The sequence below is a fragment of the Micromonospora sp. NPDC051924 genome (assembly GCF_055586005.1).
Window position 1 is genome coordinate 1 of the sequence record NZ_JBVJJA010000077.1, and the last position, 21367, is coordinate 21367.

Genomic DNA, 21367 nt, shown 5'->3' on the forward strand with positions numbered 1-21367 from the left:
CTCGGCCGGCACCGGTGGATCGTCGAGTCGTGCCTGTCCTGGTTCACCAACAACCGCCGCCTCGCGCGCCGCTACGAACGCAAAGCCGAGCACTTTCAAGCCTTCGCCGACCTCGCCGCCATCCTCATCTGCCACCGCCGACTCGCAAAGATCACCAACTGAGACACTCCCTTATGGGCAGTCGGCCCGGGCCCCTGGTCCTGGTGCGGCTCGGAGGAATCGGGTTCCCCAGTCTCGGAGATGGTCGGCGAATTCTGGTGGGCTGAGCACCTCGAATTCCGCGCCGATGTTGCCCAGCGCTTGAGCGGGCCAGTCCAGGCTGGTGGACACCATGGTGAGACGACAGCGCTCGCCGTCGATTGATTCAATCGTGCCCCACTGGCCGGCGACCCGGCGGACGTGCTCGGCGGATGCGTGGACCAGGGCCTGCACGACGTGTCCTGATGGGGCGCCGGTGGAAGTGCGCACGAACTGGGCGGCGTCGTCGGCGGGAAGAGGGCGTGGACGGAACCTCGTTCCGGCACTGCGCGGGTTGGTCAGCCGGTCGAGGCGGAAGCTGCGCCAGTCGTGTCGGGTCAGGTCGTAGGCGGCCAGGTACCAGCGGCCGCCGAGCGCAACAAGGCGGTGCGGCTCGACTTCTCGTTCGGTATCGGGGCCTCCCCGTGCGGTGTAGCGGAAACGCAGCCGTTCCTCGTCCCGGCACGCTTGGGCGATCACCGTGAGCACTTCGGCGGGCACGACCGGTCCCGCGGCTGCGGGCGAGATGGTCATCGCGCGTAACGCGTTCACCCGGACACGCAGACGCGGTGGGAGGACCTGCACCACTTTGGTCAGCGCGCGCACCGACGCGTCTTCCATCCCAGCGATTCCACTCTGGGCAGCGTCGCCCATGCCGACCGCCAACGCGACGCCTTCCTCGTCGTCGAGCAGCAGCGGCGGCAGGACCGCACCGGGCGCCAACTGGTACCCACCGTCGGTGCCTCGGGAAGCGTGTACCGGGTAGCCGAGTTCCCGCAGCCGGTCGACATCGCGACGCAGGGTGCGTTCAGAGATCCCCAGGCGGTCGGCCAGATCGGTGCCGGACCAGTGGCGGTGAGTCTGCAGCAACGACAGCAGCCGCAGCGTTCGGGAACTGGTGTTGGCCATGTTCCGATCTTCGCACCGCTTCCGGTCAGAAAGTGACCGGAAGCCGGTCTAGCGTCATTCTCATGATCACTCGTGAGATTCAGCTGACCACCCAGATCGCCGCCATGCCCGACCGGGAACATTTCACCGTTGCCGAGGCCGAGATCGACGGCGAAGTCGTCGTGCGCACCGACTACCTGGGGCTGGCCGCCACATACCTCGAGCTCATGCGCGCCGACTGCCACCTGCCGATCCCGGCCTGGCAGCCGGGCCAGCGCATCGGCGTCATGGCCATCGGCACGGTCCTGCGGTCGGCCAGCCCGGACCTGCGGGAGGGCGACCTGGTCCAGTCGATGAGCGGCTGGAGCACGCATTCCGCCGGCCCGGCCGCCTCGTACATCAAGCTGGACCGCGACGCGTACCCGGAGCCGAGCTACCACCTCGGCCAGGGACCGACCGCGTACTACGGCATGGCAGACGTGGCCAAGGTCGGCCGTGGCGATGTCGTGTTCGTCTCCGGCGCGGCCGGCGGCGTCGGCTCGCTGGCCGCCCAGATCGCCCGCAATCTGGGTGCCTCGAAGGTCATCGGCAGCGCGGGCAGCCAGGCCAAGGCGGATTACCTGGTCCGCGACCTCGGTATCGACGCCGCATTCGACTACCACCAGGACCCGGTCGCCGCACTGAAGGAACTGGCACCCGAGGGAATCACGGTCTTCTTCGACACCGTCGGCGGCACGCTCTACGAGGCCGCGCTCGAGGTCGCCGCGCCGGGAGCGCGGTTCGCGTTGTGCGGATCGCTGTCCACCCAACTGGGCGCGGCGGCCCAGCGATTCCCCGAACCCGACCAGGCCGCCGCCGCAGCCAAGGGGATCGAGCTGCTGACGTTCTCCTGCTATCACACGCCCGACCAGATCGCCGCATGGCACACCCACTTCGGGGCCTGGCTCGACCAGGACACGTTCGTCTTCCCGCAGACGGTCGTCGAGGCCGGCATCGACGCCGTACCCGATGCCTTCCTGTCGATGCTGCGAGGCGGCTACCGCGGCAACGTCTCGGTGCGGCTGGCATGACGCTGCTGTCGTGTCGCGCCCTCAACCGGGCACTGCTGCAGCGCCAATTCCTCCTGGAACGCACCGACCAGGCGCCGCTTGACGTGATCCGCCGTGTGGTCGCCCTACAGGCACAGGAACCGAACTGGCCCTACCTCGGGCTGTGGAGCCGCATCCGCGGGTTCACCCACGCCGACCTGACCACCCTGCTGGCCGACGGGCAGGTCGTGCGCTCCAGCCTCCTGCGCAGCACCCAGCACCTCGCCGCAGCCGACGATTTCCGTCGGCTGCGGCCCCTGCTGCAACCCGTCCTCGACCGCACTGCGAACTCCCCGTACTTCCGGCGCAACAGCAACCGTCTGCCCACCGAGACGCTGATGGCCGACGGACGGGCGCTGCTGGACGCCGGACCGCTCGCCCGTAAAGAACTCGCCCAACGCCTCGCCGCCCGCCACCCGGGCCGCGACGGCCGGATCCTCGCCGGCGAATTCGAACTACGCACCCCGCTCATCCACGATCCCACCACCGCGTCCTGGGGCAGCTGGGGCAACCGATCGTCCATCACCGTCACCGCCCTGCCGGCAGACACCATCGAACCCGCGGCGATCCAGGACCTGATCCGCCGCTACCTCGCCGCCTTCGGACCCGCCACGGTGGCCGACGTCCAGGCATGGAGCGGGCGGACCCGGCTCAACCACGTCGTCGCGGACATGGGCATCGAACTACGCCACTACACCGGACCCGACGGCCAGAACCTGCTCGACCTGCCCGACGCGCACGTACCCGACCCGCACATCCCAGCGCCCGTGCGACTGCTGCCCGCCTACGACAACGCCCTGCTCGGCCACGCCGACCGCACGCGCATCGTCAGCGACGAAGACCGCAAGCAGGTCACGCCCGGCCGGGCCCTGGTACGCCCCACCATCCTCATCGACGGCTTTGCCCGCGGGACCTGGTCGTTCACCGGAGACGACATACGACTCGTACCATTTCGGCCTCTCGCGGCCGCCGAACAGCAAGCCGTCGACGACGAAGCGAACCGGATGCTGTCCTTCCTCAAGCACGGACGAACGTCGTAGCCCACGCCCGATCCGACGGCGCCCCGCATGCCATGATCCTGTGCGCACATCCATATACGCTGGCGGGTTGGGTGGACTTCAGGTGGATGTGGCGCAACCCGCGAGCGGACCCGGGCTGGGGTGAGCCGGTCGGCCGACCTGGCCTACGCCCCACGGGCAGCAAGGGCTTCAGCGCCGCCCAGTGCGCGTCAATCAGGTCGTGCCGCCTCGCCATCGCTACAGTGGCCACGAGGTCTCCGTGCTGATGGTCCGTCTTGGGCGACGAACCATCTACCGGAGGCCTCGCCGATTTTCGATCTCCGACACGCACCCAGCTCGGCAAGGGAGCTCAGACGCCACCGCCGACTTCGATGCAGGCACTAACCGGGCCGGCAGGTGAACGACAGATTAGGGTGGCCCGTGGGAAGGCGCCGCCGCACCGCGTGGTCGGACTACCCCAGCGCCGCGTCGCCGAGGGGCGTCCGCCGGTAGCGGATCTCGTGCCGGTATCGCTGCCCGGTGACGAACCCGGCGTCGCGCAGCACGGACAGGTGCTCCGACACTGTCCCGGCCGCCAGCGCGTGGCGGTGCGCCAGGGTTGTCGTGCTGGCTGGTTCGTCGAGGCTGAGCAGCAGCGCCGCCCGGGTCCTGCCGATCAACCGGCCCAGCGCCGCGTGCCGATCGGTGGCGACGGGCTGCCAGAGGGTGCCCAGCCCGCGCGCGGGATAGATCACGGTGGGCTGCCACGGCGGGTCCACGATGACGACGACCTGATCCCATTTGAAGGCGCTGGGCACCAGGGTCAGTCCCTCGCCGTCCAGATCGCGGTGTTCGTCGTGGCCGTACTCGCGGGTCAGTACGCCGTTGTGCCATCGCAGCCGGGGATGCAGTTCGGCGAACAGCCGGTCCAGGCCGCCCTCGGCGAGGCGTCGGGTCTGGAAGCTCAGATCGGCGTCCAGCAGTCCGCGTATCTGCGGCCAGACCGGTTCGACAAGGACCTGCCATGCCGTGGTCACCAGGGAGATCAGCGTCTGGACGACGACGGCCGGGTCGCCCAGCAGGAGCCGTCCGGTCGCCGACTCGGCCGCTCCCGGGGTGTCTGCCAGTGACCGTCGCACCTCCGCGTGTACCCGTTCGTGGTCGGTGGCCGCCACGGCGGCGAGTTCGTCCTCGAAGCGGGCGTGTGGGCTGACCGGCGGTGGCGACAGGAAGTCGGGGGTGTAGCCGCGACGCGGCTGGAGCAGGGCGATCGGTCGCAGGTCGACCTCCCGCAGGTCGAGGGTGTCGTGCCAGCGGCGGTGCGGTCCGAGCCCTTCGTGCGGGGACAGCAGGCGCACCGCGGACAGTGTCTCGAGGATGGGGGAGATGGCGAAGCGGCAGTGCAGCAGGTCTGCTGAGCTGAACCGCAGCGTGACCGCCATCCGCACCACCTCCCGGTAGGAGAGCTTCGGCCTGGGCCGAATCACTGGCGGCCACGGTAGCAGCACTCGCAGAGTGTGCGTCGTCTGAAGCGACGATCACGAGGAGGATGACGATGAACCCGAGCGCCGACTGGGAGCAGCGCAGCGCGGACCTGTGGGCGGCCTTCAACGCCGCCCCCGACGGCTGGGACGAGGAGGAGTTCCGCGAACGGGTCGGCGCCCTCGCCGACGAACTGGGGCCGGATCATCCGGTGGCGGCCTTCGAGCGGGCCAGCGCCTGGGACTCGACCGGTCATTCGGACACGGCCGTGCCGCTCTACCGCACGGCGCTGGAGCGGGGCATCGACGGCATCCGCCGGCGGCGCTCGGTGATCCAGATGGCCAGCTCGCTGCGGAACATGGGGCAGGCCGGGGAAAGCGTCCGGCTGCTGACCGAGGAGCGTGAGCGCGGCTCCGACGAGCTCGACGACGCCCTCAGCGCGGCGCTCGCGCTGGCGCTGACCAGCGTCGGCCGCGAGCGGGAGGCGGTGTCGGTCGCCGTCGGGGCGCTGGCCAGGCACCTGCCGCGCTACCAGCGATCGATGGCCAACTACGCCCGGCTCCTGGTCGAGCCCGCCTGATCGGACCGGTCCCGGTGGGCGACGAGACCGGCGGCAACGGACCGCACCGTCAGCGGCCGGCAGCGTCGAATTGCCGCACGAACCAGCGCTGCCACGGCGTCTCCACACGGGGGTGGTAACCGGCCCGGACGTCGTCCACCGCCTCCCGGGACGGCGCCCCGTCGAGCACCGCTAGTCGGGCCAGTGCCGTGCCGCTCCGGCCCCGGCCGCCACCACAGGCGATCTTCACCCGCGCCGACCGGCCAGCGGATCCACCGCGACTCCGACGGCGTCGGCGTCGGTGGCCGGGTGAGTGGGTGGACCGCGAAGTCCGGCGGGGGACCGGCAGGCGGCCCGTGTCGCAGCCCCCGCCCGCGCACCAGTCGGCCGCTGGCAACCGGGGCGGCCCTCAGGGCCCGGTCTTGAGGTCGGTGACCCGCCGGTGAACCGGGTGGCAGGGACGCGGAGCGTGGCGGGCGGCCGCCGCCGCCCTGGCCATCGGCGTTCGTCCACATGGGAAGATCAATCAGGCGTGATCTTCGCGCCTGAGGACCTTTGGGAGGACGTGTGCGCGGATCAGCGCGACGACTGGCCGTCTCGATTCTCGCCGTGGTTGCCGGTGCGGTGACGTTCGCCTCGCCCGCACGGGCTGCGACGAACCCGTTCACCGCAGCGCAGGCCTGCAACAACGACTTCGGCGGATCGTGGGCGTACGCCAGCGACGGGCACCGGACGATCTACGCGTCGGACGGCACGAAGGTGGGCGATGTCTACCTGATGTACAACGGTGCCACCGGGTACAACTGCGTCGCGACGCTCAAGGCCGTGGCCCTCGGCTCGACGACCGGGGTCTCCGCCGGGATCCGGGTCTACGGCGGTTCCTGGGTCTACGACTCCGGGAACTACAAGTACTACGCCGCGATCCAGCGTTCCGCGGTCGACAAGTGCGTGATGTACAGCGGTGAGGTTCTGTACTTCACCAGCTGGCAGAGCGCCGGCCGGTACAGCTGGGGCAACTGCGGCTGAGCCGGTCGGCTGGCCGCCGCGGTGGTCTCGCGAGAGAGAGGTAGCCGTGGCAGCGGCATGGGCTCCGATGCCGGGGTCCATGCCGCGCGGGCGGGGACGGTCGGGGCTCGACGTCGGGGGGCCTTCCGGCGAACGGGACCGCCGGGCGGCTCGAGGAGCGCGAAACGGGCTGCACCGCCGGCCTTCCCGTCATGGCGGCCGCCGTACAGTCGGGACATGATCGAATCCCAACGCGAAGCCGTGCCCTCCAACGACGGCGGCGAGCTGGACACGGCCCTCGCCTTCTTGTCCTTTGCGCGATCGTGCGTGCTGAAGAAGGTCGCGGGCTTGACCGAGGAGCAGCTGCGGCGCCGTCTTGTTGTCTCCGATACCACCCTGCTGGGCTTGGTGCAGCACCTGACCGACGCGGAGCGGTACTGGTTCGGCTACACGTTCGCCGGCGACCCGCGCTACGCCGACGTCGACTTCACCATGGTCGTCGCGCCGGACCGTTCCCCGGAGCAGGTCATCGCGGACTACCGCGTGGCGATCGCCGACAGTGACGCCCAGATCCGCGCGGCAGCTGGCCCCGATGCCATCACCGCGCAGCCCGTCGGGGACGCGCCTCGTACGCTTCGCTGGGTGCTTGCCCACATGACTGGTGAGACTGTCCGGCACGCTGGCCACGCCGACATCCTGCGGGAACTCATCGACGGCGCCACCGGCCGGTAACGGGACCGAACTCCGGGTCGCAGCCCGGGCGGTGGACACGGCAGCGATACCCGCACGCGCCGGCCACTACTGGGACGGCGACCAGGGGGCGGTACGCAGGTCGGCGATGCTGCGCCGGATGCGGCTTTCTGGTGGCCCGCCGTGGGCTTTTCCCAGCGCGAGCATCGAGACGATCGCCCAACCCGGGTTCGGGCGAAGCTCGTCGGTGAGGCCGTCCAGGTCGAAGGCCCGGAACTGGTGCGTGGCCAGTCCCATCGCCTGGGCCTGGATGGTCAAGTGGGCGACCGCCTGACCGAGGTCGTAGTCCGCGAACTCCGAGTAGGGCAGCTGCGGGTCGCCGACGTGCCGGCGCGCCAGTGTGACGACGAGCAGGCCGGCGTCCGTCGCCCAGCGCGCCGAGCTGGGTGCGAGGTGACGCACCACCCGTTTGTAGTCCCGATCGCCCGGCCGGGTGGTGAAGAACGCCCACGGCTGGGAATTTCCTGCCGACGGTGCCCATCGCGCAGCCTCCAACAGCAGGTCCCGGCTGTGGTCGTCAATGGTGGTCGACGGGTCGAACTCGTCAGGGCTGAACCGTGCCGACAGCAGCGGATGGATGGAGCCCGGTACTTCCCGATCATGGTGCACGTTCCGGTGCAACTGGCCGCCGGAGGGAGGTATTCCGGCTGTGGCGGCGACGTGGACGGGCTGGCCGGCACCCCGGCGGCGGTGAGGAACGGACCCTTCGAGCGGCCGCTGCCCGAGGCCGAGCAATGACCTGCGGCAGGCGCGATGCCACATCAGGAAGGCGTGTTCGCTCCGGCCGTCAGCCGATCTCTCGGCGCTATCGGACCTCACGGTCGTGCACGTCGTCGGTGTGGGCCAGCCCGGCGGCGGCCACGGCGGCGGAGGCGCCGTGGCCCGGTTGATGTTTGCGACGACGGCCCGTATCGTCTGCCGGCCGTGCCAGTCGATGAGCCGACGGGCTGCGTCGTGCGCGATGCCTCGGCGCTGCCACGGGGGTGCGACGGTCGGGCCGTTCACCTGCGCTCGATCGCAGCGGCTGCTGACCACCGCCAGCAGTGATCATGTCCGCCTACCTGATCTCGACCACGTTCGTCACCACCGTGCTGATCTCGGCCGAGGAGTTTCAGCCCGGCGGGCAGGCCAACGGCCGGGCCCTCGCCTACGTCGCCCACGAGTACGTGGGGGAGGCGTTCGGGAGGTCTACGACGTCAGCAGCGTGCTGATCGTGTGGTTCGCGAGCGCCTCGGCGATGGCCGGTCTGATCAACATCCGCCGCGCTACCTGCTCACCTACGGCATGATCGGAGTGGGGACGCGCGGTGCGGCCCGAGTTGATCGCCTACACGTTGATTAGCATCGCCATCACCGTCGCGTTCCGGGCCGACGTCAACGCCCAGGCCGGCGCCTACGCCACCGGCATCCTGGCGATGATGGTCTCCGGCGCGGTCGCGGTGACCATCTGCGCGTTGCGCCGCCGGCAACGGCTGGTCACGCAGGGTTCGCCGTGCTCACCCTGGTGCTGCTGTACGCGCTGGTCGAGAACATCATCGAAAAGCCCGACGGGATGGCGATCTCGGGCTTGTTCATCGCCGGAGCGCTCCCAGCGGGGTATGAACCCGGTGCCGGGAGCGGCGGACGTGCTGTTCCTGGAGATCGAGGTGGTCGGTCCGTCGGACTTCAGTGACGTCCTGGGGGTACGAGGCCTCGATGTCGATGGACACCGCGTGCTGCGGGTGCAGAGCCGCGCGGCGCCGAACGCGATCGCGGCGATCCTGCTGGCTCTGCGCGACGTCACCGGGGTCCGTCTGCACGCAACCGGATCGCGCACCTGATGCGGTACCTGATCCTCGGCCGAGGTGACACCCCGCTGGTGGTGCGGGGGATCCTGCGCAAGGCCGAACGAGATCCGGCACGCCGGCCCGGCCTCCACATGGGCGGTTGAGCCGCGGTTACCGGAGGAACCCCTATACAGGCGGTGTGCGCAGCGCGGCGGCAGTACGCCTGTGCCGGGCGGCCACTACGTCGCGGTGGTCGGTTACAGGGACGACGGCCGCACCGTCCGGATCGCCGATTCGGCGGATCCGTCGCGCCCCGCCCATGGTGACGATGACGTCGCTGGCTCGGTGTGGCTGACCGGGCTCGGGTTCAGACGGGGACTTCGGCGCTGAGGACGATGGTGCGTTCCTCGGGCAGGTGAAGGAACTCGGCATGACTGGCGGCGTTGTGGGCGAGGCCGATGAATAGGCGTTTACGCCAGGTGGCCATGCCGGGCATACGGGTGCAACGGAGTGTGATCCTCGAGACGAAGTAGGAGACCTCGTCGAGGTCGAGTCCTTTGGCGAGGGGATGGGCGGCGGCACGGCGCATCACCTCGGGGAAGTCGGTAGGGTCCTGAAAGCCGAAGACGGCGGTGATGTGGATGACGCCGTCATTCGGATCGCCGAGATCGTCGATGGTCAGGCGCTGATCCCAAGGAATATGCGGGATGTTCGCGGTACGACCGGTAATGATCACAATTTTCTCATGTCGAACGTGGTTGTAGGCGACGTTCGCGCGCAGCGCCAAGGGCGTCGTCTCCTTGTTCGGGTGGGGGAACACGGCGGTGCCCGGTACCCAGGGGATGTTCGTGGCGTGCAGGGTGTCGATGAAGTCGGGGAGCGGGCCTTCCCGTTCGATCCGCCGGGCGGTGACCAGTTCGGCCCCACGCCGCCACGTCAGCAGCACTGTGAAGACGATGATCGCGATGAGCAGCGTCAGCCAGCCACCGTGGGTGACCTTGGCCAGGTTCGCGGTGAAGAAGGTCAGCTCGATGCTGCCGGCGACGACTGCGAACACCGCGACCTGCCACGTGGCCCAGCGCCACAGCATCCGCGCGACGATGAGGAACAGGGTTGTAGTGATCAGGAAGGTGCCAGTGACCGCCACCCCGTACGCGGCGGCGAGGTTCGTCGATGAGCCAAACGCGAACGTGACCACGAGGACCGCCGCGAACAGACCCCAGTTCACGCCCGGCGCGTAGATCTGCCCGTACTCGCGGCGGGAGGTCTGCCGGATGCGCAGGTGCGGCAGGAAGCCCAGCCGCATGGCCTCTCGGGACACCGAGAACGCTCCGGAGATCACCGCCTGGGACGCGATCACGGTGGCCACGGTGGCCAGGACGACCATCGGGAGCTGCGCCCAGGCTGGCAGCAGCAGGAAGAACGGGTTGTCCCGGCTGTCCGGTGCCCGCAGGATCAACGCGCCCTGACCGAGGTAGTTGAGTGTCAACGCGGGAAACACGATTGCGAACCAGGCCCGGCGGATCGGGCCGCGGCCGAAGTGACCCATGTCCGCGTAGAGCGCTTCGGCGCCGGTGATCGCCAGCACCACGGCGCCCATCGCGACGAATGCGATGACCGGGTGGTTCACGAAGAACGCGGCCGCATAGGTCGGTGACAGGGAGGCCAGGACGCTCGGGTGCCGCAGCACCTCGGCCGCGCCGGCGACGCCCAGACAGGCGAACCAGAGCAGCATGATCGGCCCGAACACGGCCCCTACCCGTCCGGTGCCCCATCGCTGGATCGCGAACAGCAGGGTGAGGATCACCGCCGACACTGGCAGCACCACCACCGCCCACTGCGGAGAGACGACCTCCAGTCCTTCCACCGCGGACAACACCGAGATCGCCGGGGTGATGACGCTGTCGCCGTAGAACAGGGCAGCGCCCAGCGCCCCTAGCGCCAACACCGACGCGGCCCGTTTTGCATTGGCCTTGAGCAGCGCTCTTCGGGCGAGGGCGGCCAGGGCCATCACCCCGCCCTCGCCTTCGTTGTCGGCTCGAAGGATGAAGATGACGTACTTGACCGACACGATCAGGATGATCGACCAGAACACCAGCGAGATCACGCCGAACACGTCGGGCCTGTCCGGGACCAGGCCACGGTCGAGGGTGAAGACGGTCTTCAACGCGTACAGCGGGCTGGTACCGATGTCGCCATACACCACCCCCAACGCGCCCAGTAGCAACCCCAGCCCCGCCGTCGGGCGACCGGCCAGCGATGTCTGAGAGGCTGTCCCCCCATCCTCGGTTGGCCCCTCGCCGCCTGTCGCAGGCTGCTCGTTGTTCGCGCGCTCTGGCATCACATAGGCATACCAACCCGGAGCCGCCCCTACCGCCAACCTCCGAAATTCGGGGCATGACGTCGAGAGACGCCGAGGATCGCCGACCCTGGTCAGGGGTCGCTTGATCCAAATACGGCCGGCCTCGGCCGCGGCCCGGCTAAACCCGGGTCGCTTGGGCTGATCTTCCTCTTCCTGCGATTGGCCAGCCTGTTCGCCCGCACCACCATTGCGAAGGAGCCCTGGGACAAGCCGACCCTGCGGAAGTCTCAGGGCCCGCTACCGGCATATTCATCGCAAATACCTGGAGTTGCGGGCGGCGAGGCCGCGGATGCAGAAGCCGTACGGTGAGGTGGCGGGGCCGGTACGCAGAAGGATGCGGAGAATCCGCGGCGGCCGCCTGGCGGTCGCCGCGGGCGAGCTGTTTCCCCTGTGGTGTCAGGCGATTTTGCGGTGGTAGGCCCGCATGGCGAAGGCGTAGGCGACGATGAGGATGCCGGCGCACCAGCCGAGGGCGATCCAGATGTCGTTGCCGGCCGGCTGCTGTTCGAACAACGCCCTGATGGTGTTGACGATGGAGGTGACCGGTTGGTGTTCGGCGAAGGCTTTCACCGGCCCGGGCATGGTATCGGTGGGAACGAACGCCGAGCTGATGAACGGCAGGAAGACGAGAGGGTAGGAGAAGGCGGACGCTCCGTCTGGCGAGGATGCCGCCAGGCCGGCGATCATCGCGACCCACGTCAGCGCGAGGGTGAACAGGGCCAGGATTCCGACGACGGCGAGCCAGGCCAGCACACCGGCCGAGGTGCGAAAGCCCATGACGAGCCCGACCCCGATGATGACCACGACGGAGATGGCGTTGGACACCATCGAGGTCAGCACGTGTCCCCAGAGGACGGATGACCGTGCGATCGGCATGGAGTGGAACCGTTCGAATATGCCGCTCTGCATGTCGTTGAACAGGCGGAAGCCGGTGTAGGAGATGCCGCTGGCGATGGCGATGAGCAGGATGCCGGGCATCAGGTAGTTGGTGTAGTTGTCGGTTCCGGCCTGGATGGCGCCGCCGAATACGTAGCGGAACAGCAGCATGAACGCGATCGGCATGATCGTGACGGTGATGATGGTGTCCATGCTGCGGGTGACGTGGCGGATGGACCGTCCGAGCATGACGTTGGTGTTGCTGACGACATGTGAGCTCATGGCTGCATCTCCTTGGTGCCGACGATCGACAGGAAGATTTCCTCCAGGGTGGGCTGGCGTTCCACGAGTTCCGCTTTCGCGGGCGGCAGGAGCTGGCGTAGGTCCGCCAGGGTGCCCGACACGATGATCGTGCCTTGGTGCAGGATCGCGATCCGGTCGGCCAGCTTCTCCGCTTCTTCCAGGTACTGGGTGGTCAGAAGGACCGTCGTGCCCTTGCCGGCAAGGCTCTGGATCTCCTTCCACACTTCGATGCGGGCTTCCGGGTCGAGGCCGGTGGTCGGCTCGTCGAGGAAGATGACTGGCGGGTCGCCGATGAGGCTCATGGCGATGTCCAGGCGCCGGCGCATGCCGCCCGAGTAGGTCGCCACCCGACGCCCGCCCGCGTCAGTGAGGCCGAATCGTTCGAGCAGGTCGTCGGCGACCTGGCCGGGGTTCTTCACCTGTCGCAACTTGGCGACCATGATCAGGTTTTCGCGGCCGGTGAGGATCTGGTCGACTGCGGCGAACTGCCCGGTCAGGCTGATCGATTCCCGGACCTTTTCGGGCTGAGAAACGGCGTCGAATCCGTTGACGCTTGCGCTGCCGCCATCGGGTTTGAGTAGCGTGGACAGGATGCGCACGACGGTGGTCTTGCCGGCGCCGTTGGAGCCGAGCAGTGCGAAGATGCTGCCGCTGGTCACGGCGAAGTCCACGCCCTTGAGGACTTCGAGCTTGCCGTAGGACTTGTGCAATCCCGTGACGTGAATCGCGAGGGGTGACGTTTCCATGTGGCGTTGTCTCCTTATTCGACGGTCACGTTGGCCGGTTCGACACCGACGCCCTTGAGCGCTGCGAAGGTGAGCTTGTCCATGCGCGCCCCGTCGAAGTTCACGGTGCGCAGGGCCTTGTAGTACCTCTTGCTCCAGCCGCCGCGGAAGGAGCAGTCGCGCAGGATCGCCCCGCGCAGCGACAGGCCCTCAAGTCCTGCCCGGTCGAACTTCACACCAGTGAAGGCCGCCCGATCAAAGTTGAGGCCGCGCAGATCGGACACGGAGAAGTCCACGCCGGTGAAGGTGCAGCGCTCGAAAACGGTCTTCCGCAGGTCGGTCTTGCGGAACGCCACGTCGGTGAGTGCGGCGTCGGCGAACCGGACACCGTTGAGCCCGGACATGTTGAATTCGGTACGGATCAGTCGCGCCCGACGGAAGCTGGCGTTCGACAGGTCGGACGTCGTGAAGTTCGCGTCGGTCAGGTTGGCGCCGTCAAAGTTGACGTCTCGCATGTCGCTGGACTTGAACTTGCTGCCGGTGAGATCGGCGTTGGAGAAGTCGGAGCCGCGCAGCGCGCTCGCTCCGAACCTGCCCTGTCGCGCTGCGACGCCGGCGAAGTCGCTGCCCTCCAGGGCGCTCGCGTCGAATCGCGTGACCACCTGCCGCTCGAGAACCCGCGAGAGATTCGACACCTCGCGCACCGTCTCCTCGATGTCGCCGATGCTGTCGACGGTCAGCTCGAACGCCGTCGCCTCGTCCTTGCCCTCGGCGAGCAGCTCGCGATATCGCTCCTGCAGATCGGCGAGCAGGTCCGTCTTCAGCTCGCCGACGCTTCTGGTGCCCTCGTAGGGGGCGAAGACGCCGTTCACGTACTCGTTGAGTTTGTCAATCATTGGTGTTCGTCCCCTCTACAGCAGCGTGTCCAGTACGCGCTTGGCGTAGTCCCAGGTGGTCTTGTTGTGCGCGTAGGTCGCGCGACCCTTGTCGGTGATCCGGAAGTATTTGCGCCGTCCGCCCTGGGACTCGTCGCCCCAGTACCAGGTGATGTCGCCGTCGGCTTCCAGGCGCCGGACGCTGGAGTACATCGTGGCTTCCTTGAGCTCGTATTCGCCCTGCGAGCGTTCGGCTACCAGCTTCACGATCTCGTAGCCGTAGCGGTCGGACTCCGTCAGCAGCCGCAAGATCATCGTGTCGGTGTTCCCGCGCAGCAGATCGGATGTGATCTTGTTGGTGCCCATACCTCACCTCCTGGATTGACCGTAGCTCGGGGTACTGTGACTGTCAAGGTAGTCGGTGGGTCGTGGTATATCGGCGACCGAGGCACTGCCTCGGCGCCAACTCCGCCGCAAACCGCCGCGGGAAGCACACCGAAATGAACCAGCCGGTTGGCCAGGACGACATCGCGTTGCTGATCGAACAAGCCGCCGAAACCGGTGACCTCGGCCTGCTGCGACGCCTAGCCGACGCGGGCAGCAAAGATGCCCTCGACCAGCTGATCGGGTCAGCGGCAGAGCAGGAGAACTTCGGTGAGCTGCGCCGATTGGCAGCCACGGAATCCGGGATGCCGCTGACCTCCTGGCTGAGATCGAAGACGAGACTGACGCGTAGCGAACGGGTCAGTCTCCGCGGCGCCGTCCGGATGAGCATGATCCGTTGGAGCAATGACTGACACCCCGGCCGCGGCATCTGCGTGACCGGTCGGCGGCGGCGGGTCCTGTACCGCAACGGCATCGATAGTGCGGACGGTCTCTACTCGCAGAAGATGCGCACCGTAGTGTCGGGCTCGTCGACTTCGACCGTTTGTCCGCCAGCCCCGGGAGGGGGTCGTCGACCGGGTTATCGAGGCGAAGGGTGTGGTCCTCGACGAGCGTCATCGCACACGCGGCGACGATCGGCTCCGTCATCGAGCCCATGCAGTACCGCTCACCGGACGTGCGGATGTATGTCCCGGACGTTCACCTTCGTCGCCGGCATCGGGCCGGCGCTGACCTTCGTTCGGGCCCGGTAGTGAGCGACCGCGCGCGGACCGCCGCGTGATGCAGTCCGGGGCAAGGCCACCTTGCCTCTCGCCTCGGCTCAGGGCCACGGCGGCGGCTCATGGCAGGACGCGCGAGAAGTCCCTGTGAGCTCTGCGGTTCAGCGGAATGCCGATCGTGACGCGGCCAGCGATCTCCCCGCGGTTGATGCCCAGCCCCCTCGGTGATGAGCCGTTCGGGGCGAAGGGGCACGGGGTCGTCGAAGATGACCGGAAGCTGGACGGGCCAGGGGTTTTCGGGAGGGGGCGGGGCGAGCAGTTCCCAGCATGACTCCCACTCCAGGGCGAACCGGTTGCGCCAGGCGATCAGCGGGTCGAGATGGAACCGGGAGATGAGGGAAGAGCAGATGCCGGAGCAACCCCGCAGAAGGATCGGATCGAGGTACCGGACCGGGACGTGATCGTGAACGGTGCTGTGGTTGCCGGAAGCGCAGGCGACCAGGAGCCAGATGTCGAGGAGTTTGCCGTTGGCATGGACGCGGAACTTCCCGTTGCCGGGGTTGGCGAGGCCGGAATGGCAGTGGACGCAGCGGAACGCGAGCAGGGGAAGGCGCGTGCGCCGAACGGTCCAGGACAGCACGATGTGAGGACGCGTAGACATGATCTCTCCGAAGACCTGACGGAAGGCATGGGAACAGAGCCGACGGCGACGTCGGCGACCGATGCACGGGGAAGGTGTCAGGTCTAAAGAGCAGGCGGTGTCACGCGGGGTGAAGTCCTCTCGTGAGTAGGTCGGAGAAGAAGATCCAGTTACAAGGTAGGGCGGGACGGGCTGGCGAGGCCACCCATTTGCGCTCGTGCCGAGCACTGAGCGGCGGGGTCGGCGAGCTGGGCGTCGACCACGCGCCCATCGCCCCCGCGGCCCCTTTCTGCCGTCTTCCGGCCGCCCCCGTGGGATTCGTTCCTCCCGCTGGCCTTCGCCCTGTCCTTGGGCGGCGTCTCTAGTCAGCTAAGCGATCGTGAGTCGGAGTGAGTTTCCGGGATCGTTTCCCACCTGGGTGGGGAGACATGGGCGTGGAAGTGGAGTCCCGCGCCCAGGGCTGCTCCTCGTGGCCGGTGGCCGGTGGTGGGTGTGCTGATCGTGTTCACGCCGTGGTGTCGGTGGGCTGCGCGGGGCAGCCTCATCCGGTCCGTTGGTACGTGTCCCTCTGGACGCTTGCCCGCCCGGTCGTGGTGCGGCCGGGTGGGGGAGGGTGTCCTGCGTCGCCTGGGTGCGGGGCGTGGTGGCTGGTGCCGGGCGGGGCCGGTCTTCGACCGATCCGCGTGGCTGGCCTTGACCGTGGGTTCAGACTGGTCGGACGTCGAGGACCTGCAGCTACAGGCGCGGTCCCTGGCTTGTTTCACCGCGGCGCACGAGTGATGCGCGGTCACGCTGGAGGGCGGCCGTCAACTGATCCAAGCCCAGTGAACCCAGCTCCAGCGCCTGGCGATGGAATGCGCGCCGGTCGCCGGGGAAGGACGAGCGGCCTGCCAGCCACACGCCCTCACCCACCTTGTAGGCCAGCGCCTGCCCTGGCCGGCCCAGGTAACGCGCGAGCTCGGCGGACGCGTACGGTCCCTGGTGACAGCGGTCCCGCAGCAGCTCCAGCGCAGCATCCGGCGTCCACAATGCTCTGTCATCAGGCGGCATCGGCAGTCGCAGGTGCAGGCCGATGTCGACCACAACTCGTGCCGCCCGCAGGAGCTGCATATATAGATACCCCAGTCGAGCACCCGGCTGTTCATAGAGCCCGAGCTCGTCCATGAACCGCTCGGCGTACAGTGCCCAGCCCTCCTGGCTGCCGGAGAGCCCGCCGAGCAGGTTCAGCCGCTGCCCGAGGCCTCCCCGGCAGGCCTCGTAGCCGAGGTGGAGATGGTGGCCGGGAACGCCCTCGTGATAGGCGGTGCTGTAGGCGAACCAGGTGGGGAAGCTCGCTGCGTCCTCGGGGAGGGACCACCAGACCCGGCCTGGCCGCGTCAGGTCCCGCGACGGCCCGGTGTAGGCAATGCCGGACGACGTGGTCAACCGCGACTCGATGCGCCGCAGCGGGGCGGGGATGTCGAAGTACACGCCGTCCAATCGCTCGGTGGCAGCTTCCAACAGCTCCTGCAGCCACGCGGCGAACGCCTCCCTGCTGTGCAGCGTGCCGGGCGCGTCCGGGCTGGCGAGCCAGGCGAGCACCTCTGGCACGCTCCCGCCCAGGGCCTTCGCTTCCGCGATCAGCTCTGCCTCTATCGCTCGGAACTCGTCCCAGCCCCAGTCGTACAGCTCGCGCAGGTCAGGTTGGGCCGCGAGGAAGGTGCGCACCCAGAGTGCGTACCGCTGCTGGCCGAACGCTTCCTCATCAACGGCCCGCGGTGCCAGGTCCGCGGTCAGCATCTCGGCCAGTTTCTGGTACGCCTCTCGCGCGCCCGTCGCTGCGGCCTGCAACGACGCCCGCTGACGCCCCTCGCCGTAGCGATCCACCAGGGCGACATCGTCGTCGATCCAGTTGCGGCAGCGCTGCGTAACGAGCTCCACTTGACGCCGCGCCGGCAAATTGCCGCGCTCCGCGGCGAGTAAGAGGCTGCGGGCGTACCCGTCCAGGGCCGCGGGGATCGCGGCCAGGCGTGCGCCGACACGAGCCCAGCCCTCCTCGAAGGCCGCGCCCTCGGCGCCGCGGCCGGGAACCGCGGCCTCGACGGCCTGGCGGATGAGCTGGAGCGGACCGGTGGCCGCCGCGTGCAGTTCGCGCAGGTCCTCCCCGGCGTCGTGGAAGGCGATACGCGAATGCAGCCGTTCGGCGAGGTGGGCGTGCAGCGGGGTCGCGGCCGGCAGTGCGTCACCCAAGACCTCGAGCTCGCGCAGGGCGCGGGCTGCGAGGTCGGCGCGGGCCTGGTGCCCCTCCGGGCCGTAGTCGGTAAGCCCGTCGACATCCTGCTCGCCAGCCTCGACGACCGCTGTGCAGGGGTCGAGTCCGGCCATGTCGCACAGGAGCCGATCCGCGAAGTCCTCGATCACGTGGGCAATGCTAGGGCCTTGCCTAGCTGCCGTGGTGCGAGCTGCATCGATCGCGGCAAGCGGTTCAGAACCATCTGACAACTTCCGCTCATCGACAGTTCAGGATGCTCGCTCGACTCAGAGGCCAGCTACCGACCGTGACCGCTCGCGATCAATCAGCGGGCACGGACGCGGCAGATCCGAGCATCGACTGCGGCATCAGCGAGCGCCGGGACACGAGGTTAGCGCTGCTCGTGACCGGGGTACGGCGAAGGTATGACGACCGACGGCGCGAAGCAGGAGCTGCGGGACCTGATCGAGGAGCGCGTGGCGGCCGTAGCCCGCCGGGACGCCCAGGCACTTGCCGCCCAACAGGCCGGAGACGTGCTCGCCTTCAACGTTCTACCTCCGCTGCGACTGCAGGGTGCTGATCAGGTGGCGCCTCAGACCGAGGCGTGGTTCGACGGGTACGCCCGCGGGCCCGGATACGAAGTTCGAGACCTATACGTCGACGCCGACGGTGACCTCGGGTACTGCGCCTTCTTGTACCACGTAACCGGGAGATTGCAGTCAGGCGAGGAAGTATCCATGTGGGTGCGTGCCACCCTCGTGTGCCGCAAGCGCGACGGACGCTGGGTCATCGTCCACGACCACGAGTCGATTCCGTGGGACCCGGAGACCGGTCAGGGTCTGGCTGGCCTCGATCCCGACGAATGACACCGACCTGACGCGCGCTGTCATCGGCAGTTCCGCATGCTTAGCCACGGCGAAGAGCACCCAGTGCGTGACGGCACGCCACAGGCACGATCGGCGGCAGTGGCGGATGGCGGCGCGGCGGTGACGGGAGCGGTTGCTGCTGCGGATCAGCCGGTCAGGCAGGCGGTGGGGTGGCGGCCGCTCGGCGACCGCCATGCGAGGCGACCAGGGCATCAGCCACGATTGCGGCGTCCGCCTCGGCGACGTCGGCAGGGTACTCCGGCAGCAGGTCGTCCCAGACGACCAGCCAGGATCCGTAGAGCTGCGCCTGACCCTCCGGCCGGGCGAAGAACCAGACGTGCAGGTGAGCGCCGCCGTCGCCGATGCGGTAGACGTGGGCTCGCGAGATGTGCGGCAGAGCCTGCACATGGCGGACGATTCGCGTGGTCAGCAGTCCCAGCTCCGCGGCAAGATCGTCGGGAAGATCCGCCATGTCATAGTGATCGCGCGGGTACAGCATCAGCACCAGCGGCACGCCCACCCCCGGGACACGGGCCAGCCGCCAGTGATCGTTGAGCCAGATGCCCTCGTCGCGCTCCTGACAGTTGCGGCACTCCGCCGGATCCTCGCCGTGCCGGGCGGGTTCGGGCAGCCCCGGCGGGCGCAGCGGCGCGACGCGCAATCCCTCCTGTTCGAAGGGGCTGATGTCCCATCCCGTCATGCGCGCTAGCGGAAGCCGCCGCTCGCTGTCCGCGACGGCCACCGCGTGGTCATAGAACTGGTCAGGAGGCAAGGCCATGGCGCGGAGACTAGTACAACCAAGATCCCATCGGTATTGCGCGGGCTGGCCCGTCACGGCCCGACGGATGGCCACACACACGTTCGATGGCACGGATTCGCAGTGGGAACCCTCTTGTCGTCACCCCGATAGCCCTGGATCGGTCTCCGGGATGCTCCAGTGCGGAGGGAGGCCCTCGACCACGGCGGCATACCGGCCGGGCCCTTCGCGATGCGCGGTGAACATCGCCATGGGTGTCTGGTCCGGGGTCATGCGGTCGAGTGCTGCTTCGTACTTGGGAAGGTCCGCGTCTGACAGGTAGCCGATGAGGGTTGCTTCCACTGCCTTCGACGGCAGCGTCCAGACACTGATGTGGCCATGGCCGTCGCGCTGGAGCACCACGTACAGCTCCACCGGAAGTTCTTGCCCGTCGGTGTGCTGCGCGCGGAAGGCGTCGAACCTGTCGAACCGGGAGGCACTGGCATGGTCCACCTCGACCCGAGCCTTGGGGACCTCGCCTGCCCGGAGCCAGTATTCGCGCTGTCTCAGCAGATCCCGGCGTCGAGGACCGCCCGGGCGACGGCGAGGAACGATCCACGTCCACAGGGAACGTCCGGATCGGCGGTTCCTGCCATCGCTCACGCCTGCATCGTCCCTCATTGCAGGCCTGGCAGCGAGACTCCTGGTGCCGCGTGGAGGCACGAACGGAAACAGGACTGTGACATGCGCCGGGACCCCTAGCCGAGCGCTAGCGTCGAGCACATCGCGATGGTGGCCCACTGTTCCGCACCGGGTTTGATGGAGACATCGAAACCTGGGAGGAACACCAGCGATGCCCGCACCGAAGAAGTACAACGATGAGCTTCGTGAGCGTGCGACCCGGTTGGCGGTCGAGGCCCGCCGGGATCCGGCGTCCGCGACCGGGGCGATCCGGCGGATCGCTGGTCAGCTCGGGGTTCATCCGGAGGCGTTGCGTACGTGGGTGAAGAAGGCCGAGACCGATGCCGGGGAGCGGCCGGGCACCACCAGCGGCGACGCCGAACGCATCGCCGCGTTGGAACGGGAGGTGCGTGAGCTGCGGCGGGCGAACCAGATTCTGAAGTCTGCGGCGAGTTTCTTCGCGGCGGAGCTGGACCGTCCGTCGCGATGAGGGTCGGCTTCGTCGACTCCCAGAAGGCCGAGCACGGTGTCCAGCCGGTCCTGCGGGCGCTCGAAGACACGCCGGCACAGATCGCACCGTCGACCTACTACGCCGCCAAGGCCCGCCCTGCCAGCGTCCGCTGTCGGCGCGATGAGGAGCTGACTGCGGTGATCGAGCGGATCCACGCGGAGAACTACGGCGTCTACGGCGCCCGCAAGATCTGGCACGAGCTGCACCGCCAGGACATCACGGCGGCCCGGTGCACCGTCGAGCGGCTGATGCGCGAGTCCGGGCTGCGTGGGCTGCTGCGCGACAAGTCGCCCCGGACCACCCGGCCCGCGGCCGAGACCAGCCGCCCTGCTGACCTGGTCAAACGGGACTTCACGGCGGCCGGCCCGAATCAGCTGTGGGTCGCCGACCTGACCTACGTGCGCACGAGTGTGGGCTGGGTGTACGCCGCGTTCGTCCTCGATGTGTACTCCCGCATGATCGTCGGCTGGCAGGTGTCTACGTCGCTCTACACGGATCTGGCGCTCGACGCGTTGAAGATGGCGATCTGGCGCCGCGAGAATCAAGGCGCTGACCTGGGCGGACTCGTGCATCACTCGGACAGGGGAGTCCAGGGCGAATTCAACTGATCGTCGCAACACCTCGTGATCGTGGAGGTGTTTGATGGCACGACGTCAGCAGCAGGCGGATCGGGCGTTGCGGCCGTCG

24 protein-coding genes and 4 pseudogenes are annotated in these 21367 nt (G+C 68.4%); 13 read left to right on the plus strand and 15 right to left on the minus strand.

The annotated features are described in order from the left end of the window. Positions 1-162, plus strand: a pseudogene (locus ACZ6S5_RS33085) (IS5/IS1182 family transposase); the annotation flags it as partial. Between the two features lie 9 nt (positions 163-171). Here the strand turns inward: ACZ6S5_RS33085 and ACZ6S5_RS33090 are convergent. After that, positions 172-1146 (minus strand): helix-turn-helix transcriptional regulator, encoded by a 975-nt coding sequence (locus tag ACZ6S5_RS33090; protein WP_466006210.1) that lies wholly within the window; start codon positions 1144-1146, stop codon positions 172-174. Positions 1147-1208: 62 nt separating this feature from the next. Between ACZ6S5_RS33090 and ACZ6S5_RS33095 the strand changes: the two genes are divergently transcribed. Both ACZ6S5_RS33095 and ACZ6S5_RS33100 read left to right on the plus strand, forming a co-directional pair. Then, positions 1209-2195 (plus strand): MDR family NADP-dependent oxidoreductase, encoded by a 987-nt coding sequence (locus ACZ6S5_RS33095; protein ID WP_466006211.1) that lies wholly within the window; start codon positions 1209-1211, stop codon positions 2193-2195. Beyond that, positions 2192-3253: a winged helix DNA-binding domain-containing protein gene (locus ACZ6S5_RS33100; protein WP_466006212.1), complete on the plus strand. Its 1062-nt coding sequence runs from the start codon at positions 2192-2194 to the stop codon at positions 3251-3253. The genes ACZ6S5_RS33095 and ACZ6S5_RS33100 overlap by 4 nt, the downstream gene beginning before the upstream one ends. Positions 3254-3684: 431 nt before the next feature. Here ACZ6S5_RS33100 and ACZ6S5_RS33105 read toward each other — a convergent pair whose 3' ends face one another. Continuing rightward, positions 3685-4698 (minus strand): ArsR/SmtB family transcription factor, encoded by a 1014-nt coding sequence (locus ACZ6S5_RS33105; protein WP_466006213.1) that lies wholly within the window; start codon positions 4696-4698, stop codon positions 3685-3687. 68 nt (positions 4699-4766) lie between these two features. Between ACZ6S5_RS33105 and ACZ6S5_RS33110 the strand changes: the two genes are divergently transcribed. Beyond that, positions 4767-5273: a tetratricopeptide repeat protein gene (locus ACZ6S5_RS33110; RefSeq protein WP_466006214.1), complete on the plus strand. Its 507-nt coding sequence runs from the start codon at positions 4767-4769 to the stop codon at positions 5271-5273. Positions 5274-5322: 49 nt separating this feature from the next. On the opposite strand, the gene ACZ6S5_RS33115 is transcribed toward ACZ6S5_RS33110, so the two are convergent. After that, a complete protein-coding gene (locus ACZ6S5_RS33115) occupies positions 5323-5502 on the minus strand; it encodes a protein-tyrosine phosphatase family protein (protein ID WP_466006215.1) in 180 nt (59 codons plus the stop codon). Positions 5503-5819: 317 nt separating this feature from the next. On the opposite strand from ACZ6S5_RS33115, the gene ACZ6S5_RS33120 reads away from it, so the two are divergent. Both ACZ6S5_RS33120 and ACZ6S5_RS33125 read left to right on the plus strand, forming a co-directional pair. Further along, positions 5820-6278: a hypothetical protein gene (locus ACZ6S5_RS33120; protein ID WP_466006216.1), complete on the plus strand. Its 459-nt coding sequence runs from the start codon at positions 5820-5822 to the stop codon at positions 6276-6278. Positions 6279-6494: 216 nt separating this feature from the next. Continuing rightward, a complete protein-coding gene (locus tag ACZ6S5_RS33125) occupies positions 6495-6989 on the plus strand; it encodes a DinB family protein (RefSeq protein ID WP_466006217.1) in 495 nt (164 codons plus the stop codon). A 66-nt stretch (positions 6990-7055) separates the two neighbouring features. Here the strand turns inward: ACZ6S5_RS33125 and ACZ6S5_RS33130 are convergent, their stop codons facing one another. Further along, a complete protein-coding gene (locus ACZ6S5_RS33130; RefSeq protein WP_466006240.1) occupies positions 7056-7409 on the minus strand; it encodes a nitroreductase family protein in 354 nt (117 codons plus the stop codon). A 24-nt stretch (positions 7410-7433) separates the two neighbouring features. Further along, positions 7434-7616, minus strand: a pseudogene (locus ACZ6S5_RS33135) (nitroreductase family protein); the annotation flags it as partial. On the opposite strand from ACZ6S5_RS33135, the gene ACZ6S5_RS33140 reads away from it, so the two are divergent. From ACZ6S5_RS33140 to ACZ6S5_RS33150, 3 genes and pseudogenes are all read left to right on the plus strand, one after another. Next, on the plus strand, positions 7581-7745 hold the full coding sequence (locus ACZ6S5_RS33140) for a hypothetical protein (protein ID WP_466006241.1): 165 nt from the start codon (positions 7581-7583) through the stop codon (positions 7743-7745). The pseudogene ACZ6S5_RS33135 and the gene ACZ6S5_RS33140 sit on opposite strands and share 36 nt — an antisense overlap. Before the next feature lie 277 nt (positions 7746-8022). Next, positions 8023-8936, plus strand: a pseudogene (locus ACZ6S5_RS33145) (amino acid transporter); the annotation flags it as partial. Positions 8937-8982: 46 nt separating this feature from the next. After that, positions 8983-9162: pseudogene (locus tag ACZ6S5_RS33150) on the plus strand (hypothetical protein); the annotation flags it as partial. Here the strand turns inward: ACZ6S5_RS33150 and ACZ6S5_RS33155 are convergent. The 5 genes from ACZ6S5_RS33155 to ACZ6S5_RS33175 form a co-directional block, all read right to left on the minus strand. After that, the gene (locus ACZ6S5_RS33155; protein ID WP_466006218.1) at positions 9140-11113 is read right to left on the minus strand and encodes a potassium transporter Kup; all 1974 of its coding nucleotides are present in this window, start codon (positions 11111-11113) and stop codon (positions 9140-9142) included. The pseudogene ACZ6S5_RS33150 and the gene ACZ6S5_RS33155 overlap by 23 nt on opposite strands. A 417-nt stretch (positions 11114-11530) precedes the next feature. Next, positions 11531-12292, minus strand: coding sequence for an ABC transporter permease (locus tag ACZ6S5_RS33160; protein WP_466006219.1), 762 nt, complete (start codon positions 12290-12292; stop codon positions 11531-11533). Continuing rightward, on the minus strand, positions 12289-13059 hold the full coding sequence (locus ACZ6S5_RS33165; RefSeq protein WP_466006221.1) for an ABC transporter ATP-binding protein: 771 nt from the start codon (positions 13057-13059) through the stop codon (positions 12289-12291). Before ACZ6S5_RS33165 ends, ACZ6S5_RS33160 begins: the two co-directional genes overlap by 4 nt. Positions 13060-13073: 14 nt before the next feature. Further along, complete coding sequence (locus tag ACZ6S5_RS33170) at positions 13074-13934, minus strand: pentapeptide repeat-containing protein (protein ID WP_466006223.1); 861 nt, start codon at positions 13932-13934, stop codon at positions 13074-13076. Between the two features lie 15 nt (positions 13935-13949). Then, positions 13950-14279: a PadR family transcriptional regulator gene (locus tag ACZ6S5_RS33175; protein ID WP_466006225.1), complete on the minus strand. Its 330-nt coding sequence runs from the start codon at positions 14277-14279 to the stop codon at positions 13950-13952. A 134-nt stretch (positions 14280-14413) separates the two neighbouring features. Between ACZ6S5_RS33175 and ACZ6S5_RS33180 the strand changes: the two genes are divergently transcribed. Next, positions 14414-14710 (plus strand): hypothetical protein, encoded by a 297-nt coding sequence (locus tag ACZ6S5_RS33180; RefSeq protein ID WP_466006227.1) that lies wholly within the window; start codon positions 14414-14416, stop codon positions 14708-14710. Here ACZ6S5_RS33180 and ACZ6S5_RS33185 read toward each other — a convergent pair. From ACZ6S5_RS33185 to ACZ6S5_RS33195, 3 genes are all read right to left on the minus strand, one after another. Beyond that, positions 14658-14981 (minus strand): serine hydrolase, encoded by a 324-nt coding sequence (locus ACZ6S5_RS33185; protein WP_466006239.1) that lies wholly within the window; start codon positions 14979-14981, stop codon positions 14658-14660. The genes ACZ6S5_RS33180 and ACZ6S5_RS33185 overlap by 53 nt on opposite strands. A 15-nt stretch (positions 14982-14996) precedes the next feature. Next, the gene (locus ACZ6S5_RS33190; RefSeq protein WP_466006229.1) at positions 14997-15677 is read right to left on the minus strand and encodes a DUF1062 domain-containing protein; all 681 of its coding nucleotides are present in this window, start codon (positions 15675-15677) and stop codon (positions 14997-14999) included. A 714-nt stretch (positions 15678-16391) separates the two neighbouring features. After that, the gene (locus ACZ6S5_RS33195; protein ID WP_466006230.1) at positions 16392-18056 is read right to left on the minus strand and encodes a DUF885 domain-containing protein; all 1665 of its coding nucleotides are present in this window, start codon (positions 18054-18056) and stop codon (positions 16392-16394) included. Positions 18057-18311: 255 nt separating this feature from the next. Between ACZ6S5_RS33195 and ACZ6S5_RS33200 the strand changes: the two genes are divergently transcribed. Beyond that, positions 18312-18752, plus strand: a complete 441-nt coding sequence (locus tag ACZ6S5_RS33200) for a YybH family protein (RefSeq protein ID WP_466006231.1) — start codon at positions 18312-18314, stop codon at positions 18750-18752. Positions 18753-18906: 154 nt separating this feature from the next. Here ACZ6S5_RS33200 and ACZ6S5_RS33205 read toward each other — a convergent pair whose 3' ends face one another. Together ACZ6S5_RS33205 and ACZ6S5_RS33210 are read right to left on the minus strand one after the other, a co-directional pair. Continuing rightward, entirely contained in the window at positions 18907-19530 is a 624-nt protein-coding gene (locus ACZ6S5_RS33205) for a hypothetical protein (protein ID WP_466006233.1), read from the minus strand. Between the two features lie 120 nt (positions 19531-19650). Beyond that, entirely contained in the window at positions 19651-20151 is a 501-nt protein-coding gene (locus ACZ6S5_RS33210) for a hypothetical protein (protein ID WP_466006234.1), read from the minus strand. Between the two features lie 190 nt (positions 20152-20341). Between ACZ6S5_RS33210 and ACZ6S5_RS33215 the strand changes: the two genes are divergently transcribed. After that, on the plus strand, positions 20342-20659 hold the full coding sequence (locus ACZ6S5_RS33215; protein ID WP_466006235.1) for a transposase: 318 nt from the start codon (positions 20342-20344) through the stop codon (positions 20657-20659). Further along, entirely contained in the window at positions 20656-21288 is a 633-nt protein-coding gene (locus ACZ6S5_RS33220; protein ID WP_466006237.1) for an IS3 family transposase, read from the plus strand. The genes ACZ6S5_RS33215 and ACZ6S5_RS33220 overlap by 4 nt, the downstream gene beginning before the upstream one ends. The last annotated feature ends 79 nt before the right edge of the window (positions 21289-21367 follow it).

What these genes read in the sequence shown, in the direction of transcription:
- ACZ6S5_RS33090 (WP_466006210.1), bottom strand. Translation starts at nt 1,146, where the DNA reads ATGGCCAACACCAGTTCCCGAACGCTGCGGCTGCTGTCGTTGCTGCAG.
- ACZ6S5_RS33095 (WP_466006211.1), top strand. Translation starts at nt 1,209, where the DNA reads ATGATCACTCGTGAGATTCAGCTGACCACCCAGATCGCCGCCATGCCC.
- ACZ6S5_RS33100 (WP_466006212.1), top strand. Translation starts at nt 2,192, where the DNA reads ATGACGCTGCTGTCGTGTCGCGCCCTCAACCGGGCACTGCTGCAGCGC.
- ACZ6S5_RS33110 (WP_466006214.1), top strand. Translation starts at nt 4,767, where the DNA reads ATGAACCCGAGCGCCGACTGGGAGCAGCGCAGCGCGGACCTGTGGGCG.
- ACZ6S5_RS33125 (WP_466006217.1), top strand. Translation starts at nt 6,495, where the DNA reads ATGATCGAATCCCAACGCGAAGCCGTGCCCTCCAACGACGGCGGCGAG.
- ACZ6S5_RS33140 (WP_466006241.1), top strand. Translation starts at nt 7,581, where the DNA reads ATGGATGGAGCCCGGTACTTCCCGATCATGGTGCACGTTCCGGTGCAA.
- ACZ6S5_RS33155 (WP_466006218.1), bottom strand. Translation starts at nt 11,113, where the DNA reads ATGCCAGAGCGCGCGAACAACGAGCAGCCTGCGACAGGCGGCGAGGGG.
- ACZ6S5_RS33160 (WP_466006219.1), bottom strand. Translation starts at nt 12,292, where the DNA reads ATGAGCTCACATGTCGTCAGCAACACCAACGTCATGCTCGGACGGTCC.
- ACZ6S5_RS33165 (WP_466006221.1), bottom strand. Translation starts at nt 13,059, where the DNA reads ATGGAAACGTCACCCCTCGCGATTCACGTCACGGGATTGCACAAGTCC.
- ACZ6S5_RS33170 (WP_466006223.1), bottom strand. Translation starts at nt 13,934, where the DNA reads ATGATTGACAAACTCAACGAGTACGTGAACGGCGTCTTCGCCCCCTAC.
- ACZ6S5_RS33175 (WP_466006225.1), bottom strand. Translation starts at nt 14,279, where the DNA reads ATGGGCACCAACAAGATCACATCCGATCTGCTGCGCGGGAACACCGAC.
- ACZ6S5_RS33180 (WP_466006227.1), top strand. Translation starts at nt 14,414, where the DNA reads ATGAACCAGCCGGTTGGCCAGGACGACATCGCGTTGCTGATCGAACAA.
- ACZ6S5_RS33190 (WP_466006229.1), bottom strand. Translation starts at nt 15,677, where the DNA reads ATGTCTACGCGTCCTCACATCGTGCTGTCCTGGACCGTTCGGCGCACG.
- ACZ6S5_RS33200 (WP_466006231.1), top strand. Translation starts at nt 18,312, where the DNA reads ATGACGACCGACGGCGCGAAGCAGGAGCTGCGGGACCTGATCGAGGAG.
- ACZ6S5_RS33205 (WP_466006233.1), bottom strand. Translation starts at nt 19,530, where the DNA reads ATGGCCTTGCCTCCTGACCAGTTCTATGACCACGCGGTGGCCGTCGCG.
- ACZ6S5_RS33215 (WP_466006235.1), top strand. Translation starts at nt 20,342, where the DNA reads ATGCCCGCACCGAAGAAGTACAACGATGAGCTTCGTGAGCGTGCGACC.
- ACZ6S5_RS33220 (WP_466006237.1), top strand. Translation starts at nt 20,656, where the DNA reads ATGAGGGTCGGCTTCGTCGACTCCCAGAAGGCCGAGCACGGTGTCCAG.